Raw genomic sequence first — 17583 nt, 5'->3', positions numbered from 1 at the left:
TTTGATCAATGGTTTCTTTTTGCCCGACAATAATTCCGGTTTGAGGACCCCCCAAAAGTTTGTCCCCGCTGAATGTGACAACATCTGCACCGGAACGAACTGAATCTGCAATAGTGGGCTCGGCAGGAAGGCCATATTTTGAGAAATCAATTAAGGTTCCGGAGCCAAGATCTTCCATGACCGGGATGTTTTTATCCTTCCCAAGCAATACCAGATCTTTTAAGGCAACACTTGCCGTAAATCCTTGAATGGAATAATTGCTGGCATGAACTTTTAAAAAAAGCCCTGTATTATCAGAAACGGCATTTTCATAATCCCTGAGGTGGGTTCGGTTTGTGGTACCCACTTCCTTTAAGATACATCCGCTTTTTGACATCACATCCGGCACCCGGAAAGAGCCGCCGATTTCAACAAGTTCACCTCTGGACACAACAACCTGTGTGTCTTTGGCGATGGTGTTCAAAGCCAGCAAAACAGCACCGGCATTATTGTTTACGATAATGGCACTTTGGGCTCCTGTTAATTCACAGATCAGTTCATCCACGGCTTCATATCGAATCCCTCTTTTGCCCGTCTGAATTTTCAGCTCAAGGTTGGAATAGGATTGGGCAATGGTTATTATATTTTTCAATGCATCTTCACATAAAAGAGCCCGGCCGAGATTTGTGTGGAGAACCACGCCGGTGGCATTAATGACATTGACAAGTCTGGGTCGGATTTTTTCTTTTGCAAGGAGTTGCATCTGAACAAGGATGGTTTCATCAATGATCGGTGTTTCAATATCTGCCAGGATGTTTTTTCTTATATTTTCAAGCGCTTTTCTTGCAGAATCAAGAATAACACTTCGGGGGATATCAAGGAATCGATCATCCTTTTTCGTAAGTTCCAAAAGATGGTCAACGCCTGGCAAATTTTTAAGACTTTCATGCTTGCCTGTCATTTTTTTACCTTTGCGTATTTAATATGTCATCATTATTGATGGCATTGATAGGGATGGCATCAACCAGTTCAGGAAGATCCGCCATGGTAAATCCAAGATGTTCAAGGGCATTCTCAAAGCTTTTTGTCTGCATTTTTTCAAGATCAAATCCTGCATTAAATTTTTCCATAAGAAGATCCGCAAGATAAATGATGTAAGCAAGGTCTTTGTTTTTTTTTGCTTTTTCCGGGGTATGGTGAAGCTGAATCACTTCACATAATTCATCTGAGAAACGCCATTTTTTTGCTAAAATAGTGCCGGCTTCACTATGGGTGATTCCCAGTAATTTTTTTTCTAGTTGTGTAAAATTTTCATTTTTTTGACTTAACTTTCTGAAAAAAAGAGGGGAAGCGTCTGCAACATATTGATCCAGAATGACTTTGCCGATATCATGAAGCAGGCCTGCTGTATATGCTAATTTAACAGATGATTTGCCTGATTTTTCTGCAATTTTTTCAGCCGTGGATGCCACCCCCACTGCATGGAAAAAAAGACCGCCTTTACATAAGGAATAGCCGGAGGTCTCGGCTTGATTGTAATATGTATTAACAGCAGCCGTGATAACAGATTTGATCAGCATGTCCTCTCCCATAATCAGCACGGCATCATTTACGATATTGATTTTCACCATTCCGGCAAAAAGAGCGGAATTGCATAGCTTTAACGTTTTTCCGGAAAGAACCTGGTCTTTGGCAAGCTCAGCAGTAATGTCTGTAATGTGGTGCCGGGCGGACTGAAACATCCTGAATATTTTTAAAGCCGTCTGGGGAATAGGCTTTAATTGATCAATTGTGTTAAGAATATCATCCAGGGACGGGGCGATAAAATGTTTCTCTGACTCAAAGGTGTCTTCCCATGCCGGGTTAATACGGGTCTTGCCTGTGGCCATATCCAATTCAAGGGTACAGGTAAAAAAACCACCGGTTTCCGATTTAATGGTTTTAACTCCACAAGCATCAAGTATGGATACAGCAATATCTGTTGATCTTCCGCCAATATCAAGGTTCATGTCCTGCCGGCTCACAGGCCCCACAAGCGCACCTCCGGCAATACTGGCCCTTAAATTTTCAGTTCTTGCCCCCAGGTCTTTCAGCTCTTTAATCAGCATTGGAACACCGGTAGAGGCATATTTCTCAAGAAATACCACACTGGTGATGGAGGGAGGTTCCGGCAGCAGGATATGGATCAGCCCACCAATTTTTTTTGATTTGTCATACAAGGCAACGCCCAGGCAGGTCCCAAGATATGCCTGAAATATATCTGTTTGTGCTTTGCCAGCTTTAAATTGCCCGGCTGCAATATGTTCAATTTTTTGATAATTCATTTTAAAATACTGCTTTCATATCATCTTATCGCCACTTTAATCAAGTTTTTTTCGGTTAAGTTATATCGGGTCAAGAATTTTTTATTTTAGCCGATATCTTTAAATACAGGTGTATCAATTCCAGGGAGGGAATGTGTTATGAAAATATTAGATTCCAATATAGTTTTTTCATCTGAGAGTTATTTTGGACAAATGGATTTTTCATTGGAAGAAAAAACTGAAACAAAGTCTATCAGACGGTCTCAACGAGTTCCAAGAGATACTCAAAACCTTCCACAGATTCTTGTGGACAGGGTAAGCATTTCTCAAAAACAAACAGTTGAATATCAATCCAATTATCGGACCGATATAACAGGCAGATCATCTGTAAAATTTATGGAATCGGGTGATGCGATTGAGTATGAACAGAAATTTGCAATGGAGAAGTTGATTGGGGGCGTTATAAATAAAGATGTGGCCATCAACAGCATTCAAAGAAAAGAGGATATTGGTTTTCCAGAGGGGAAAAAGGCAGAATCCAATGTTCCCGGCAGAGCGGGAAACTCTGTTCAAACCCGTTTAACTCAAGGTTGGGAAATGACACTCAGGCAGGTGGACATCCATTTTGAAGAAGAAAAGGTTGAGTTTTCATCCTTGGGAGAGGTGACAACCGAGGATGGAAGGATTATTAATTTTTCCCTTGATATTTCCCTTAACAGGTCTTTTTTGTCCAGGACAGAGCATGAAACCAACATCCAAAGATGGCAGGAAAGGATTAATTTGACTGATCCTTTGGTGATAAGTCTGGATGGAAAGGCACCACAACTTTCCGATGTCAGGTTTGAATTTGATTTAAACACCGATGGAACGACGGAGAGTATCAGTTTTGCAGGACCTGGTGCCGGGTTTCTAGCGTTTGATAAAAATAATGACAATATCATAAATAACGGTTCGGAGCTTTTCGGGCCCGGAACCGGGAATGGATTTGGAGAACTGGCTGCCTTTGATGAAGATCAAAATAACTGGATTGATGAGAATGATGCCGTGTTTTCAAAACTGTCCGTGTGGACAAAGGATGAAAATGGCGAAGATAAGCTTATTTCACTGAAGGACGCCGGAATAGGTGCGATTTCTTTGAATTATGCTGATACACTGTTTAATATGACGCAATTTGATAATACATTGAATGGTCAGCTTAAAAGTACGGGTATGTTCCTTTTTGAGAACGGGAATGTGGGTTCGGTTCACCAGATTGATCTTGTTTCGCGTAAACTCGATGAAATCGGTAAAGACGGTATGCCGGCAGGAAAGGGATCTGGACAATTAACCGAACTTCCACAAGAGGATACACAAGTACCACCGACAAATGGTATAGGGACTCTTTCTTCGATAATGGGGACGGGTGAGCCGCAGCCTGAAGATGTTTCCAATCCTTTACAGGATCTTCTTGACAGAATCGAAAAATTAAAAGAAGAGATGGGACGCCTCTATGAAAAGATGAATCCAGCATCCAATCAAGATCGATTTGGACAGAATCGCTTCAAACGGTCCGGGCAGCGGCATTATCAAGGCCTGAATTTTAACCAGTCAGGCCTGTTATTTGACTATAAAGGTCCGGTTCGCACACAAAGCCGGTATGCATAAAATGGGGTCTTAATCTGTTAAGATTCTTTATAAAGTGCCAAAACCCCTGATCTTGCAAGTTTTTTAATGCCAAACGGTTCAATCAGGGCAAGGAGCTCATCAATCGTATTCTCGTTGCCGGTTACTTCGAAAATATAATACTGCTGACCCTCATCCATCATTCGGCCTTTATGGGTTGTGATAATTTGCTTTATTTTTTTTCGGGTTTCAGATGTTACTTTAACACAAATAAGGGCCATCTCACGTTTTACAGCCTTTTCTATTGTCATGTCCCGCAGTTTAATGACATTCACAAGGCGCTTAATCTGTTTTTTGCATTGTTCGAGCTGGAGTGGATTGGCTTTTGTTGTAATGGTGATTCTGGACATTTTCGGATTGGCTGTGGGTGCACCGCAGATGGTTTCAATATTGTAGCCTCGTCCGGCAAAAAGTCCTGTAATTCTGGCTGTTACCCCTGGTTCGTTTTCTACCAACATGGTAAGTATGTATTTGTCCTGATTCATAATGTCCTTAAATATTTGTTTGGGTTAATGGTTCTATTCACTTGTCGGAATCTTCAAACCGGGTAATAATTTTGTTTTTACCTGCCCGTTTCGCTTTATATAGGCAGTGATCCGCATCTGTCACAAGATTTTCAGGTGAAGATGTTTCAGGAAATGATGATACTCCGCCACTGATGGTCTGATGTATCCTGTGTTTGGAAATTGGTTTGACACTACAGAACCGTTTGATTTTTTCGCTGTTTTTTACTGCCAGGGCAAGGTCTGTGTCAGGATAGATAATGCAAAACTCCTCACCGCCATATCGGCAGGGAATGGCATTCCCCTGGATGTTGTCAGTGATTACCGAAGAGATCTCTTTTAACACGGTATCTCCTGTGTCATGGCCGTATCTGTCATTGACCTGCTTAAAGTTATCCAGATCAATCATAAGAAAAGAAAGGCTTGTGTTATTTGATTCAGCATTTGTGATTTCATCTTTTAATGCCTTGTCAAAATAGCGTCGGTTCATAAGACCTGTCAGCTTATCTTTATATGCCAGGGATTCTAAAATTCTGTTTTTATGAATCAGTTCATCCTGCAGCTTTTTGATTTTAATATGGTTTTCTATTCTTGCTTTTACCTCATCCCGACCAAAGGGCTTGATGATAAATTCAGTTGCCCCGAATTTAAAACATCGGAGCATGATATCTCTATCTGTTTCATTTGCAATAGCAATAATAACAGGGGAATTACTTTTCAAAATATTTCTGACATGCATACAGGTATTTAGCTTATCTTCATTGTCACAAAGATCTAAAATAATAATGTCCGGAATGCTGACACAAAGATATGTTTCAAGTTCATCAAGGTTATTGCAGATATTAATACTTGAGTCTAAAAAGTTCAGGGTTTTGATTAGAATTGAGGTTAAGGTATTGTTGTTACTGAAAATAACAGTTGTTCCGACAGAGCTGGTATTCGCTTTGATAGACACGGATTCTATGATTGCCGCGAGCGCGGGTTGCGACACCGGTTTTTCCAGAAAGTCAATGGCACCGGCCTGGAATCCTTTTCGAAACTGTGCCTCATTAATAGTACCGCTGACAACAATTGTGGGAATATTTTTGATTTTTGGTTCTTTAGAAAGCTTTTGACAGAATTCAAAGCCGTTCATTACCGGCATTTCCACATCAACAAGAATCAGGTCCGGCAGGATGTCAAAAGCGGTTTTCAGACCCTGCATTCCATTGGAAGCTGTCTTAATATCAAATTTTAATGCTTTTAAATAGGAGGTTAGCGTATTCCTGACAGCCTGGCTGTCATCGATAACAAGTGCCAAAGGGGTCTGCCTTGTTTGCTGCGGATGGGAATGATAGGCTTTTAACAGGGTTTGGTGAAGGCTTTGCCTGTCAAAGGGTTTGATCAATATGGTGTTTATATCCCTTAAGTCCCATTCTGATTGGACATTCTCCTGCTGCATGGATGTGGATATAATTAAAACAGCAGTGGAAAGTTTTGGGTCTGATTTTATGGTTTGTACAATTTGAGGGCCATCCTGGAATTTGGGAAAACAGGGACAGACAATCAGTTTGAATCCGCCTTGGTCAATAAGCCGGTTGATATCTGAAATTGTTGAATTAAACAGGCTGATATTAAAATCAGAATCACGTAAAAAGGTGTTGTATACCGATGTAAGCGCCTGAGAATCTTCAATGATTGCTGTTTTGATCATAATTTGAATCAGTATCAATCCCTGCTGGATTTGTAAAGCTAAGAATTGGTGATTTTAAATCAGTATTGCTATATTCGTGATTCTGAATTAATTTAGAGTTTTAAACTTGAGGAAAAGATGAATGAAAAGCTCTATTTTTTGGGTTATGCTGGCGGTTATGGTGCTTTTTTCCGGTTGTAAAACATTAGAACCGGAATCGGTAACGCCTCTTCCTTTAATAATTCCTGAAAGTTTTTCTATTGATGCAGGCAGCAGTGGAACCATTGAGGACTGGTGGCTTTTTTTTGGCAGTGATGAACTTGACGGTTTAATTAAAGATGCATTGGATCGCAATTTTGATTTAAAAATTCTTAATAATAGAATCGTCCAGTCAAAGGCTAAGGTTGAAAAAGAAGAGGCCTCTTTTTTTCCTGATTTTGGGTTTTCATTGGGGGGACAGAAAAAAGGTGTCCAGATTAAAGAGATCCACAGCGGCAGTTCTACCTATGATGGCAGCCATTCCTGGGATGGTTCGTTGACCGGATCTTACACGGCTGATATCTGGGGGGAGGCAGCGGCTGGAAAACAAGCCCGGGAGTTAAGCCTTAAAGCGGCTGAACAGGATTTAAGGGTATCCACCCTTGAATTGACAGCAAATATTTCAGAAATCTGGATTGATATTATTGCCGTTCGGAAAAAGAAAAGTATTTTAGACAATCAGATTAAAATTAACAAAATTTTATTGGAACTTCAAAAATTAAGGTTTGCCAATGGAAAGGCAAATGCCCTGGATGTATCCCAGCAGAGAGAAGCCCTGGCAGAGGCAAGTTCTCAGGTTCCGTTGCTTGAGAAGCAGGAGCGACTTTTATTGAACGCCCTGGCTTTTCTGTCCGGGAGAACCGTGATGGATGCTATCGGGGTGAAAACAAAATTGCTTCCTGAACCTGTGCCGCTTCCCGGGGTTGGAATTCCGTCAGATTTATTGGAAAACAGGCCGGATATTCAGGCTGCCAGGATGCGGTTGTTTTCATCCCAAAGGGAAGTTACGGCAGCCAGAGCAGATCTTCTGCCATCCTTTAAACTGACGACCCAGGCCCTGTTTTCAAGCGGAAAGCTTGATTTATTGTTCCATAACTGGATCGCAACACTTGCAGCAAGCATTGCAGGGCCGATTTTTGACGGAGGGCTTCGAAAAGCAGAGGTAAAACGAGCCAGGGCTGTTGCACAAGAACAATTAAATCTTTATGCCAGGACGGTTGCAAAGGCGATTCACGAGGTTGAAGACCGTCTGGTCGGCATTCAAAAACAGGATGCCTATATTCAATTGCTTGAACAAGAACTTAACGCGGTAAGGCTGACCTTAAAAGATGCAAGGTTACAATATCAAAACGGTCAGAGCAGTTATTTGTCTTATCTGATTGCCTGGACCAAAATTGAGAGGTTGGAAAGACAATTGGTTGGTGAACGGGCGAGTATTATTAAAGAGCGGATCGGGCTTCACAGAGCCCTTGGATGGAAATCTGTGAAATGATATGATTAGAGAGATGTGAGTGATGAGGAGTAAATAACCTGGAGGTCACACGTAAGATGAGTGTCCTGATAAAATGGGGTTCTGTGGTCAAATTGATGATAAAGATCACCTTGCCCGTTTGCCTGATTCTGGCAGGCTTTGCCGGTTGGAGTTATTTTAAGGCCAAAGAACCAAAAATGAAACGAAAGCCGCCCCAAAAACAGATAGTTGTGGTGGAGACGATTTCCATGAAGCCGGGAGACTATCAAAGTTCGGTCCAGGTCATGGGTACGGTCATGCCGGACAGGCAGATTATATTAAAATCCAAAGTATCCGGGGAAGTGATATCCATCTCACCAAGGTTTGTCCTGGGTGGGGTGATGAAAAAGGGTGAGATACTTTTAAAGCTTGATGATTCAGATTATAGGATAGAAATTCAAAAAGCTCAAAGTGCCCTTGATAAAGCCCTTTCATACCTTGCCATTGAAAAAGGCAGTCAATTGATTGCAAAAGAAGAGCTTAAATTGATAAACGAGGCTTCCCAGGGTGAGGTAAAAGCAACTGACCTTGCCTTGCGAAAGCCCCAGCTTATCCAGGCAAAGGCTGAGGTGGACAGAGCCATGGCTGATCTTGAAAAAGCCCAATTAAACCTGTCCCGTGCAGAAGTTGTTCTCCCTTTTAATGCCCTTGTTTTTGAGAAATATGTCAATTTAGGGTCACTTGTTACCGTCCAGGGATCTCTTGCCGTCCTGGTGGATGTGGATACTTACAGGGTTGAGGCGCAGGTTCCTCCGGATCGGCTGGCGGCATTTAGTCCGGGTCAGGTATCCGGCAGTGATGCCATTATTTATTCTCAGTATTCAAATCATACCTGGCAGGGGAAAGTGGTCCGAACAACCGGTAAAATGACCGAAAAAAGCCGGATGGCGGGTGTGATTATTTTAGTAAACGATCCTCTGGGATTAAAACGTCAGGGAAATAACCCGCAGTTATTGCTGAATGACCATGTGGATGTCAGGATTATGGGGGAAACCCTTAAAAATGTATTTCTTTTGTCCAGATCCATACTGAGAGACGGGAATACGGTCTGGGTCTATCATGCAGGTGTTCTTGAGATCAAAAAGGTGAGTCTTGTCTGGAAGGAAGACGGGGAGGTTTATATCAGATCAGGTGTCAAATCCGGTATCAGACCGGGTGACAGAGTGATTACATCGGATCTGCCGGCTCCGGTAAAAGGTATGGCCCTGCAACTGGCTTCAGGAGACCGCCCATGACACAAGGCGCAGATCAGAAGACAGCCAGGGGATCTATTGCCTGGATGGCGGGCAATTCGGTTGCTGCCAACCTGATCATGGCCGTGCTGCTCATTGGCGGGCTTTTCATGGGGTTTAATATCAAGCAGGAGGTCTTTCCGGAATTCAGCCTTGACAGGGTTAATATTTCGGTTGCTTATCCCGGAGCCAGCCCGGAAGAAGTTGAAAATGGCATTCTTCTTGCCATTGAAGAGGCCATCCAGGGCCTGGAAGGGATTGATGAAATTTCAGCCAGTGCCAATGAGGGATATGCTTTCATCAGTGTTGAAGCCATTGAAGGAACGGATATCAATCGTCTTTGGCAGGAGATCAAAAGTGAGGTGGACCGTATCTCCACCTTTCCAGGAGAAATTGAAGAGCCCCAGGTCTCCATTGCAGCAAGGAAAAGGGAAGTCCTAAGACTGGCTTTGTATGGAGATGCCTCTGAAACAACCATGCGGGCGCTGGCAGACCAGATCCGGGATGAGTTGCTTCTGGATAAAGGGATCACCCAGGTGGAGCTTGACGGGGTAAGGGATAAAGAAATCCAGGTTGAGATTTCAAGGCAGACATTGAGACGCTACAACATTACACTTCAGGAAGCCGCATTCACTATCTCCAGGGCCTCGGTTGAACTTGGCGGCGGCAGCATCAAAACCCGTGGTGGGGATATCCTTTTACGGATTAAGGATCGAAGGGATTATGCAGGACAATATGCAGCTCTCCCCGTTATTATATTGGAAGATGGATCAAGTGTATTGCTCGAAGATATCGCTACAGTCACCGAAGGATTTGAAGAAACGGACAACTGGGCATCCTTTAACGGGAAGCGGGCAGTCATCATAGAAGTTTATCGTGTCGGCAGCCAGACCCCGACCCAGGTAGCAGCTTCAGGAAAGGCAGTTATAAAACGAATCAATGAATCCCTGCCGAAAGTGGTGCGTCTTACCGTTTTAAGAGATCTTTCCAAAGTATTTGCCCAGAGAGCCGATCTCTTGCTTAAGAACGCTTATATCGGGCTGGGACTGGTATTTTTTTTTCTGGCCCTTTTTCTTGAAATCCGGCTGGCATTCTGGGTCAGTTTGGGCATTCCTATTTCTTTTTTAGGCTCTTTTCTTTTCCTTTCTTCCACCACATTCTCCATTAATGTCATCAGCATGTTTGCCTTTATCGTCACTCTGGGGATTGTTGTGGATGATGCAGTGGTCGTGGGAGAAAATATCTATTTTTACAGACGTCAGGGATTGCCGTTTTTAGAGGCGGCTGTCAAGGGAGCTAAACGTATTGCCATGCCCGTGGTATTTAGTGTGATAACCAACATGGTGGCATTTGTGCCCTTATTGTTTGTGCCCGGATTTATGGGAAAGATATTTAAAACCGTTCCTTTTGTGGTGATTGCCGTATTCGGAGTTTCTTTGATTGAAAGCCTGTATATTTTGCCGGCCCATTTAAGCCATAGAAGCCACCGTCCTTTATTTTTTCCCTTAAATTATCTTGAGAAATGGCAGGAAAGGTTCAGCAAGTTTTTTGAAAAATTTATCAAAAATTATTATGGCGGGTTTCTGCTCAGGCTGTTAGATCATCGATATACTGTCATTGCCTTTGGTATCGCTTTACTCATGATAACGGCAGGATATGTTTCTTCCGGCCGGATGGGCATGGTAATGTTTCCCAGGGTGGAGTCTGATTATGCATTCTGTGAGGCGTTTCTGCCCTATGGTACGCCTGCCGAAACCTTAAAAAATGTTGAACAGCATCTTGTTCAACGCGCCCATAATGTTGTTGAAGAAAACGGCAAGGATTATTTGTCAAACGGTATTTTTTCCCAAGTCAGGGATAACCGGGTTCGGGTGAGAATTTATTTGACTGATCCGGGTGTCCGCCCATTAAACACTTCAGAAGTGACAAACATCTGGAGAAAAAAGACCGGTAAGATACCCGGGCTTGAAACCATTACCTTTGAATCCAACAGAGGGGGCCCGGGTTCAGGAAAAAATTTAACCGTGAGCTTGAGTCACAGGGATAAAAACATGCTGGACAGGGCAGGGGAAGACCTGGCCCAAAACCTCTCAAGTTACCCAATTGTCCATGATATTGATGACGGATCTGCCAAAGGGAAAAAACAATTTGATATTACCTTAAATCTTGCCGGAAAACGGATGGGGTTGACCTCCAGGGAAGTGGCCAATCAGATCCGCCATGCATTCCAGGGGGTGTCTGCTGTAAAGAACCAACGGGGAAGGAGTGAGGTCACGGTCAGGGTCCGGCTAATAGAAGAAGAAAGGATGTCGGAATCAACCTTTGAAGAATTGGTGCTGCTGGCACCCAAAGGGGAAATTCAGCTTCGAAATGCTGTGGAAGTAATGACGGGCAGGGCTTATACATCCATAAAAAGGACCAATGGAAAACGTGAAATATCTGTTACTGCCAATGTCCGGCCACCTTCCCAGGCACCCAATATAGTAAAAGATATGAAAAAAGAAATCCTGCCAAATCTTTTAGGCAGATATCCCGGCCTATCCTATAGCTTCAAAGGGCGCCAGGCAGATGTAAAAGAAAGTATATCCGCTCTTTTACGGGGACTTGGAATGGCATTGCTTTGTATTTTTGCTCTTTTGGCCATCCCGTTTAAAAGTTATTTTCAGCCGTTTATTATTATGTTCTGTATTCCTTTCGGGGTCATCGGTGCCGTTGTAGGTCATATTATAATGGGATACTCCCTTTCCGTCATGAGTCTGTTCGGACTTGTTGCAATGTCCGGGGTTGTGGTAAATGATTCTTTGATGTTAATTCACTTTGCCAACAGGCAGTTGCGTGAAGGAGTGCCTGTCTTGTATGCAGTTCGTTCGGCAGGTATCCAGAGATTCAGGCCTATTTTGCTGACCACATTAACCACCTGCGGTGGGCTTGCACCCATTATTACCGAAACATCAAGGCAGGCAAGATTTTTAATACCCATGGCGATTTCCCTGGGGTTTGGCATATTGTTTGCCACATTTATCACCCTGGTAATGGTGCCATGCCTTTATATGATCCTTGAGGATATCAAGGGCTTGTTTGCTTCAAAAGTGCCTGAATCGACTGGTTGATAGAGATTTCATCCTGAATTACTCAATATTAAAATACAAAATTTTACCGGTAAATTTTACCAAGAGCAAGGAAATTTATCTGCTGTTAGCGACTCCTTTGATTATCCATTGATTGTTAACGCATAAAAATGGGACGGTTATCTGGTTTTCGATACAGGGGAATAGTGAAACGTTTAAAAAAACATGGTTTTGCATTTGATCGTCAGGCTGCTGGCAGCCATGAGATTTGGTACAATCAGCAGACCGATCTTATACAACTGTCCAAAATCATCCCGGTGACATGCCTGAGGGAACGCTAAGGGCTATTTTAAAATAAATATGTCCCCCGAATTCCTTTGGCACAAAGTATGACAGGAGTTTGGCAAATCACACCTTATTATAGGTTACCCTTGTTGCTCTTCCTTGTGCATCAACCTTTTTTATTATGTATTTACCGTCATAGGTGTAAACGGTTTCATTGCCAAGGGCATCAATAACTTTGGTGAGGTTGCCATAAATATAGGATGCAATCGTTTCTAAACGATTGCCCCAGGAAATAAACCGGCCATTGAAATCATATATAGTTCCCAGTTGCCGAATTTGTCCTTGCAAAGGTAGTTTTTAGTGTCTATGCCGGTCTTTACTTCTATGGTATTGGTACCCTGTTTAAACATGTTGAGAATAATCACAAAAAACAATGGATAAATGAATAAAATTTTGCAAGATATGCAAGGTTTGGGGTTGGAGTTCCCTCTCTTATCTTGCAAATAATCAAAGGAACTCCTGCCTCATAAAAAATTTTAATTCAGGCAGGAGATATGTTATCAGAACCTCTAAAAAATAAAAATCTTTTTAATCATCTTTATTTCATAGACAAAAAAATTGCTGAACAATACAGGCAAATGCCCTGTCCATATTGTAGCGGGCCGCTGCATTTTGCAAATTATATGCGGAAGCCACGAGGCGAGCCAGAAGGAGTTTCAGAAGAATATTTCATCCGGTTTAGCCTGTGCTGCGGCAAGGAAGGATGCAGGCATAGAGTAATGCCTCCCTCCTGCCGTTTTAGTTTCTGACCTTCAGGTTATGGGCAGAAAAATTTACTGGCATGTTGTTTCCTGGTCATTCTTTCAGATTGGCATAATAAGGCAACCAACATTTTTAAATTGTCAAAGTTGTTTGATGTTTCAAGGAACACAATTAATCGATGGATTGCCTTTTATCAGGATGTTTTTCCGTCAAGCCGACAATGGCAATTGATTCGGGGTCAAGTGCCAGCTTCTATAAAAAACAATAGACTTTCGGCAAACCTTGTCAATTATTTTTTAGATTTTAAATCTTGTACAAAAAATGCTCTTGTTTCCTGCCTGAAATTCCTGTCTCAGGGTTCTGGATTTTATCAAAAAATCAGGGCCGGTTAATTCCACGCAGAAGATGGGCATTTTTTTTACCAAAGAAATCAATTATGAAGTGGTTCCATGATTTTAATCCATAAATTAAAAGGAACCATAATTATGAGCAGTAAAACTCAAAGCCATGTAAACAAATGGGCATTGTTTCGCTTCTCTGTTGTTGGTGGTTTGATAGCAAGGTCACCTGCAAAGGGTAAGTTGCGTAACGAGTTGGAAAAACTTGCATCCCAAGCCTATATGCACCCTGTGCATAATCGTTTGACTGTTTTTCATTTTTCAACCATTGAATGCTGGTACTACAAAGCAAAAAATGCACAAGATCCCATTATTGCACTGGGGTTTAAAAGCGTGGCATTGGCAAAGCCTGTGCCAAAGTCTGTTAATGACTGGTTATTTGTAATGCCCCTGTTTTTAAGATAATTCAATCCTGTTGGATCTTCTGCAAAGGTATGCTGATAGTAAGAGATAACCCGGCCCAATAGTTTTTGTTCCTTGATGGTCAGGCCTTTTTTAGGAGATGTTTTTTTCTTAACCGCTGCCTTTGCTTTCTTTTTGGAAGGGATAAAGGAACCATGCTTTTTTACAGACCCTTTAAAATCCAGGTTAAAATATAACTGGTCAAATTCAAAGATATCTCCACCCCGGCCACAGCCAAAACAGTTCCATAAGTTTTCTTGAGGGGTAACAATCAAGGATGGGGTTTTATCTTCATGATCCGGGAACGGGCATCTGCACACATAACCTTTGCCGTTCTTTTTAAATGCGCGGCCTGTGGACTGTTCGATATAGGCCTTCAGGTCAACACCGGTTTTGATGTGGTCAATTCTGGCTTGCTCTATCATTCTTGGCTCTCCCTTTCTTGATTTCTTTGGGGAGATACGATAGAGAACAAAAAGCTTTTAGGATTTATCCTGGAAGCGCTTTTGATCTGCCATCAGCCGGACCCGCCAGAGTCATAAGGCTGATGGCATTTTTTTCTAAAGCTCTCTTTTAAAAAACCGTGTCAAGAAAAATTTTTATTCATTATGCGATTATGTTATAATCGTAAAATGATAGTATATCAATGTCAATTTTAAAACCTGTGTTATAATTTGTTCAAAAAACAATAACACAGGAGATAAAGCCACAATGAAGGATGAAGAGATGAGAAAGGCTGTTGGTAATAAGCTTAAGGCATTACGCAAACAAAAACGGCTGACCCAGAAGGAACTGGCAACCGCTCTTGATATTGGTATTTCTCAACTGAACAAATATGAGTCAGGTATGCATATGCCACCTATCAAAAAACTCATACAATTGTCCAATATTTTTGATACTGAAGAACAGGATGCTGTGCTTAAAATACTGGATGCCATGATCATGAAGAACAAAATGACAGATGTCATGTCAATGGATGCAAATTAACAGGAGATAACACCATGCAGACCGAAGGGATAAAACAAGAAGCTTATAAAATATTAAATCAACTTCCGGAACAGGCCACCTGGGATGATCTGATGTACCAGATTTACATCCGCCAAACCATTGAAGCCGGCATAAAGGACAGTGACGAGGGCCGCACCATAGATGTCAAAGATGTCCGCAAAAAATTTGGTTTAACAAAATGAAAGTTCTCTGGACCGAGAACGCCATTGATCATCTTGCCAATATTTATGAATACATCGCATTCAACTCTCCAACCTATGCCAGGCATATGATTGACAGGATCACCCGGCGTACGGAACAGATTGCCGAACATAACTTGTCCGGCAGAAAGGTGCCTGAGTATGACGCCGAAGATATCCGGGAACTGATCGAAAAGCCGTACCGGATTATCTATCGGATCAAGCCGGATCAGATTGATGTCATTGCCGTGATTCATGGAGCACGGCTGATGCCTGAAGAATTTTAAAAAAACGTAAGGACAATATCCGTCGCTTTTTTTCAACACAAATGAAAGAACCTTTACGAAGGGCTTAAAAATTCTCATAGAAGGATAAACATATTTAAGGGCACTTTTCTCTGTAGATCGTCTTATTATTTCTATTTACATGATGGTCAATTTCATGACCTAATTGCGTAAGATCGGCATGGAACCTGAGCACTTCAGACTTTATCGCTTAAAAAGGGTTAACTACCTTGCCCCGCAGGGTGGTGCCATTAGCACAATTCAGAATAAAAAACGCCATTAGCGTAAATAAAACAGGATTGGTTAAGGGCACAGACTTCAAAGTTTGTAAAGCCTAGCCTGGCGTGGAAAGTGCTGTTAAGTTTTGGCGGGCTTTGTGCCCGGTTTACATAATATGAATTATCGTGACGGCATTTTTTGGCAGGGTTTTTGAGCGCTTTTTTCAAAAAGCATGACAAAAAATTCTGTTTGATAATTGGGCCATATTATGTACTCCGGATCTGAACAAAGCATGACAAAACTTGGCTTGCATCTTTTCTTGTCAGGCGGTAGAGAAGACCGTAAACGTTGAAAAACAAAGCTTATTCACTATTCAAGACCCAGCACCATTTCCACTTTTATTATTGAATAATCACGTACCAAGCCAATAGTGATGCCAGTATCGAAAAAAAGCCTATAATTCTCATTGAAAAAAGATAATTCGGGCTTTTAATCCAAGCAAGATATGGGTTATCAACCCCAAAGACTTTAATTTCAGAGTATTTGATGGCAACAGCCCTTATCTTTTCTGGCCAAACTAAACCAAACAAGCCGACTGTAAAAAAGAAGCAACCAAAAAATATAACTATTAAATTTTCTTTCATTCTTTATCTCTCAAAATATTGATTACCATCTAAAGGGCAGTTTTCCTTTCTGCCAAGAATAATGATATCCTCCTCCAAATTGAGGGGAATATAAACCTACTTCATAGGCAGCACCATACTGATTGAAAGTAAATTCTCCACCATATTTCGCTCCCCCACCAATGTTAACTGAATGATCTGATAAAAACTCTTTTAGTTTTTCTTCCGTTCGATATCCTGTCATGTGATAACCACCAGTTAAGCTACCAGATACAAAGGTCAAGGCTTTACCAACTGTTGGTCCTGCTCCCCAATACAGATTTCCATATCGATCTAAAACTACTTGTCCAGAAATACCCAACAAATTACCAGTCCAAGGAATTCCAATATTAATATTTAGTGCAAAATAGTCTGGGGCAAAAATAGTCCAATTTAAGTAATTTTCTATAATTGAATCTAAAATTTCTTTTGATTTTTCTTTAACGGAATTAACCGCACACAACCCCAGTGGATCAATCAGGGTGTTGGTATTATTCAGGCAGTACGTATACAGATTCAGCCCATCTCCAAATGGGTCAGCTCTCAGGTACCGGCCAAGTTGCAGGTCATAATACCGATTCAGGTTGTAGTGCAGCCCTGTCTCTGCATCATAGTATTGGCCTGCAAACCTCAGGTTATTGGTGATGGCTTCGATCTCGATCTGGCAGTTGCCAAAGGCATCATACTTGCCATCCCAGACCACTAAACCGTTTGTAGCAATAAGCTTCTGTGGGGTTCCGGCATGATCATTTTGATACCAAAAATATTCGCTGCCGATCTTCATAAACAGCGGATCAGTTGTCCAAATGGAGCCGGGCTTGTAGCCATAGGTCTTGATTTCGGTTCCGGTTTCATCATATTCCCCGATCAGGCCTTCATTGGCGTAATGGAAGTATGTTCGGGTTCCGGCAACATCTTTCCACAGTCTTCGTCCGAACGGATCATAGTAATAGGTGGCAACAACACCGGTGGTGTCTTCAACCCTGGTCAGACGGTCTTCAACATCGTATGTGTAATTCACGGCCACGCCTGCCACGTTCTTTTGGGTCATGTTGCCATTGTTGTCATAGGCAAAGGCAGTGTCGGCAAATCCGGTCAGTTCATTGTTTGCATTGTAATTAATGGGCCCGCTGACCTTGACATCCGTGATTCGGTTGCCGAGATTGTCGTAAGTGTAGGCTTCATCAGCCAGGGTCGCGTTCAGGGCTGTGGTCAGTTGGTTGAGGTTGTCATAAGCATAGGTGTGATTTCCATGCTCGGTTGCTTTGGCTGTTATGTTGCCGGGTGGTGAGTAAGTGTAATCACGGGTCATTAATGGATTTTGACCGGGATCTTTGGCTGTAATGGTTTTCAGCCTCATGAGCGGATCATAGGTATAATCCTGTTTTGAGCCGCCGGGCAGGAGCATGGATGCGG

Annotated in this window: 16 protein-coding genes; 8 read left to right on the top strand and 8 right to left on the bottom strand. The window is 42.2% G+C overall.

The features are described 5' to 3' along the window. On the bottom strand, positions 1 to 940 hold a 940-nt coding region (selA, locus tag K8S13_RS05015; protein ID WP_291460908.1), incomplete at its 3' end, for an L-seryl-tRNA(Sec) selenium transferase. Positions 941 to 944: 4 nt separating this feature from the next. Continuing rightward, positions 945 to 2303, bottom strand: a complete 1359-nt coding sequence (locus K8S13_RS05010; protein ID WP_291460906.1) for an HDOD domain-containing protein — start codon at positions 2301 to 2303, stop codon at positions 945 to 947. Positions 2304 to 2441: 138 nt separating this feature from the next. On the opposite strand from K8S13_RS05010, the gene K8S13_RS05005 reads away from it, so the two are divergent. Next, complete coding sequence (locus K8S13_RS05005) at positions 2442 to 3926, top strand: hypothetical protein (RefSeq protein ID WP_291460904.1); 1485 nt, start codon at positions 2442 to 2444, stop codon at positions 3924 to 3926. A 17-nt stretch (positions 3927 to 3943) separates the two neighbouring features. On the opposite strand, the gene ilvN is transcribed toward K8S13_RS05005, so the two are convergent. Together ilvN and K8S13_RS04995 are read right to left on the bottom strand one after the other, a co-directional pair. Continuing rightward, the gene (gene ilvN / locus K8S13_RS05000) at positions 3944 to 4429 is read right to left on the bottom strand and encodes an acetolactate synthase small subunit (protein ID WP_291460903.1); all 486 of its coding nucleotides are present in this window, start codon (positions 4427 to 4429) and stop codon (positions 3944 to 3946) included. Between the two features lie 37 nt (positions 4430 to 4466). Then, on the bottom strand, positions 4467 to 6140 hold the full coding sequence (locus tag K8S13_RS04995; protein ID WP_291460902.1) for a diguanylate cyclase: 1674 nt from the start codon (positions 6138 to 6140) through the stop codon (positions 4467 to 4469). Between the two features lie 121 nt (positions 6141 to 6261). Between K8S13_RS04995 and K8S13_RS04990 the strand changes: the two genes are divergently transcribed. The 4 genes from K8S13_RS04990 to K8S13_RS25590 all read left to right on the top strand — a co-directional run bounded on the left by K8S13_RS04990 (position 6262) and on the right by K8S13_RS25590 (position 12309). Next, entirely contained in the window at positions 6262 to 7650 is a 1389-nt protein-coding gene (locus K8S13_RS04990; RefSeq protein WP_291460900.1) for an efflux transporter outer membrane subunit, read from the top strand. 56 nt (positions 7651 to 7706) lie between these two features. Further along, positions 7707 to 8903, top strand: a complete 1197-nt coding sequence (locus K8S13_RS04985) for an efflux RND transporter periplasmic adaptor subunit (RefSeq protein ID WP_291460899.1) — start codon at positions 7707 to 7709, stop codon at positions 8901 to 8903. Beyond that, entirely contained in the window at positions 8900 to 12010 is a 3111-nt protein-coding gene (locus K8S13_RS04980) for an efflux RND transporter permease subunit (RefSeq protein ID WP_291460897.1), read from the top strand. Before K8S13_RS04985 ends, K8S13_RS04980 begins: the two co-directional genes overlap by 4 nt. A 128-nt stretch (positions 12011 to 12138) precedes the next feature. Continuing rightward, a complete protein-coding gene (locus K8S13_RS25590; protein ID WP_367172531.1) occupies positions 12139 to 12309 on the top strand; it encodes a type II toxin-antitoxin system HicA family toxin in 171 nt (56 codons plus the stop codon). Positions 12310 to 12376: 67 nt separating this feature from the next. Here the strand turns inward: K8S13_RS25590 and K8S13_RS04975 are convergent, their stop codons facing one another. Continuing rightward, entirely contained in the window at positions 12377 to 12601 is a 225-nt protein-coding gene (locus tag K8S13_RS04975; RefSeq protein WP_291460896.1) for an RHS repeat domain-containing protein, read from the bottom strand. 1093 nt (positions 12602 to 13694) lie between these two features. After that, positions 13695 to 14240 carry a CHC2 zinc finger domain-containing protein gene (locus tag K8S13_RS04970; RefSeq protein ID WP_291460894.1) on the bottom strand — a complete coding sequence of 182 codons (546 nt, stop codon included), beginning with the start codon at positions 14238 to 14240 and terminating at the stop codon, positions 13695 to 13697. Positions 14241 to 14526: 286 nt separating this feature from the next. Here K8S13_RS04970 and K8S13_RS04965 point away from each other — a divergent pair, with 286 nt between their 5' ends. The 3 genes from K8S13_RS04965 to K8S13_RS04955 are packed head-to-tail and all read left to right on the top strand — an operon-like array spanning position 14527 to position 15289. Next, complete coding sequence (locus tag K8S13_RS04965) at positions 14527 to 14802, top strand: helix-turn-helix transcriptional regulator (protein ID WP_291460893.1); 276 nt, start codon at positions 14527 to 14529, stop codon at positions 14800 to 14802. Positions 14803 to 14816: 14 nt separating this feature from the next. Further along, positions 14817 to 15005: a hypothetical protein gene (locus K8S13_RS04960; RefSeq protein WP_291460892.1), complete on the top strand. Its 189-nt coding sequence runs from the start codon at positions 14817 to 14819 to the stop codon at positions 15003 to 15005. Next, the gene (locus K8S13_RS04955; RefSeq protein WP_291460891.1) at positions 15002 to 15289 is read left to right on the top strand and encodes a type II toxin-antitoxin system RelE/ParE family toxin; all 288 of its coding nucleotides are present in this window, start codon (positions 15002 to 15004) and stop codon (positions 15287 to 15289) included. Before K8S13_RS04960 ends, K8S13_RS04955 begins: the two co-directional genes overlap by 4 nt. A 617-nt stretch (positions 15290 to 15906) precedes the next feature. Here K8S13_RS04955 and K8S13_RS04950 read toward each other — a convergent pair. Together K8S13_RS04950 and K8S13_RS04945 are read right to left on the bottom strand one after the other, a co-directional pair. Beyond that, complete coding sequence (locus tag K8S13_RS04950) at positions 15907 to 16149, bottom strand: hypothetical protein (protein WP_291460889.1); 243 nt, start codon at positions 16147 to 16149, stop codon at positions 15907 to 15909. 22 nt (positions 16150 to 16171) lie between these two features. After that, positions 16172 to 17583: RHS repeat-associated core domain-containing protein (locus K8S13_RS04945; RefSeq protein ID WP_291460887.1), on the bottom strand; the 1412-nt coding region annotated here is incomplete at its 5' end.

It is taken from the genome of Desulfobacula sp. (assembly GCF_021107415.1).
This window is presented reverse-complemented; position numbering and strand designations above follow the sequence as displayed.

Bases quoted from the DNA above. Each gene is read 5' to 3' on its own strand.
- K8S13_RS04960 (WP_291460892.1), top strand. From the start codon at position 14,817: ATGCAGACCGAAGGGATAAAACAAGAAGCTTATAAAATATTAAATCAA.
- ilvN (WP_291460903.1), bottom strand. From the start codon at position 4,429: ATGAATCAGGACAAATACATACTTACCATGTTGGTAGAAAACGAACCA.
- K8S13_RS04970 (WP_291460894.1), bottom strand. From the start codon at position 14,240: ATGATAGAGCAAGCCAGAATTGACCACATCAAAACCGGTGTTGACCTG.
- K8S13_RS04965 (WP_291460893.1), top strand. From the start codon at position 14,527: ATGAAGGATGAAGAGATGAGAAAGGCTGTTGGTAATAAGCTTAAGGCA.
- K8S13_RS04985 (WP_291460899.1), top strand. From the start codon at position 7,707: ATGAGTGTCCTGATAAAATGGGGTTCTGTGGTCAAATTGATGATAAAG.
- K8S13_RS05005 (WP_291460904.1), top strand. From the start codon at position 2,442: ATGAAAATATTAGATTCCAATATAGTTTTTTCATCTGAGAGTTATTTT.
- K8S13_RS25590 (WP_367172531.1), top strand. From the start codon at position 12,139: ATGGGACGGTTATCTGGTTTTCGATACAGGGGAATAGTGAAACGTTTA.
- K8S13_RS04980 (WP_291460897.1), top strand. From the start codon at position 8,900: ATGACACAAGGCGCAGATCAGAAGACAGCCAGGGGATCTATTGCCTGG.
- K8S13_RS04990 (WP_291460900.1), top strand. From the start codon at position 6,262: ATGAAAAGCTCTATTTTTTGGGTTATGCTGGCGGTTATGGTGCTTTTT.
- K8S13_RS04995 (WP_291460902.1), bottom strand. From the start codon at position 6,140: ATGATCAAAACAGCAATCATTGAAGATTCTCAGGCGCTTACATCGGTA.
- K8S13_RS04955 (WP_291460891.1), top strand. From the start codon at position 15,002: ATGAAAGTTCTCTGGACCGAGAACGCCATTGATCATCTTGCCAATATT.
- K8S13_RS04950 (WP_291460889.1), bottom strand. From the start codon at position 16,149: ATGAAAGAAAATTTAATAGTTATATTTTTTGGTTGCTTCTTTTTTACA.
- K8S13_RS05010 (WP_291460906.1), bottom strand. From the start codon at position 2,303: ATGAATTATCAAAAAATTGAACATATTGCAGCCGGGCAATTTAAAGCT.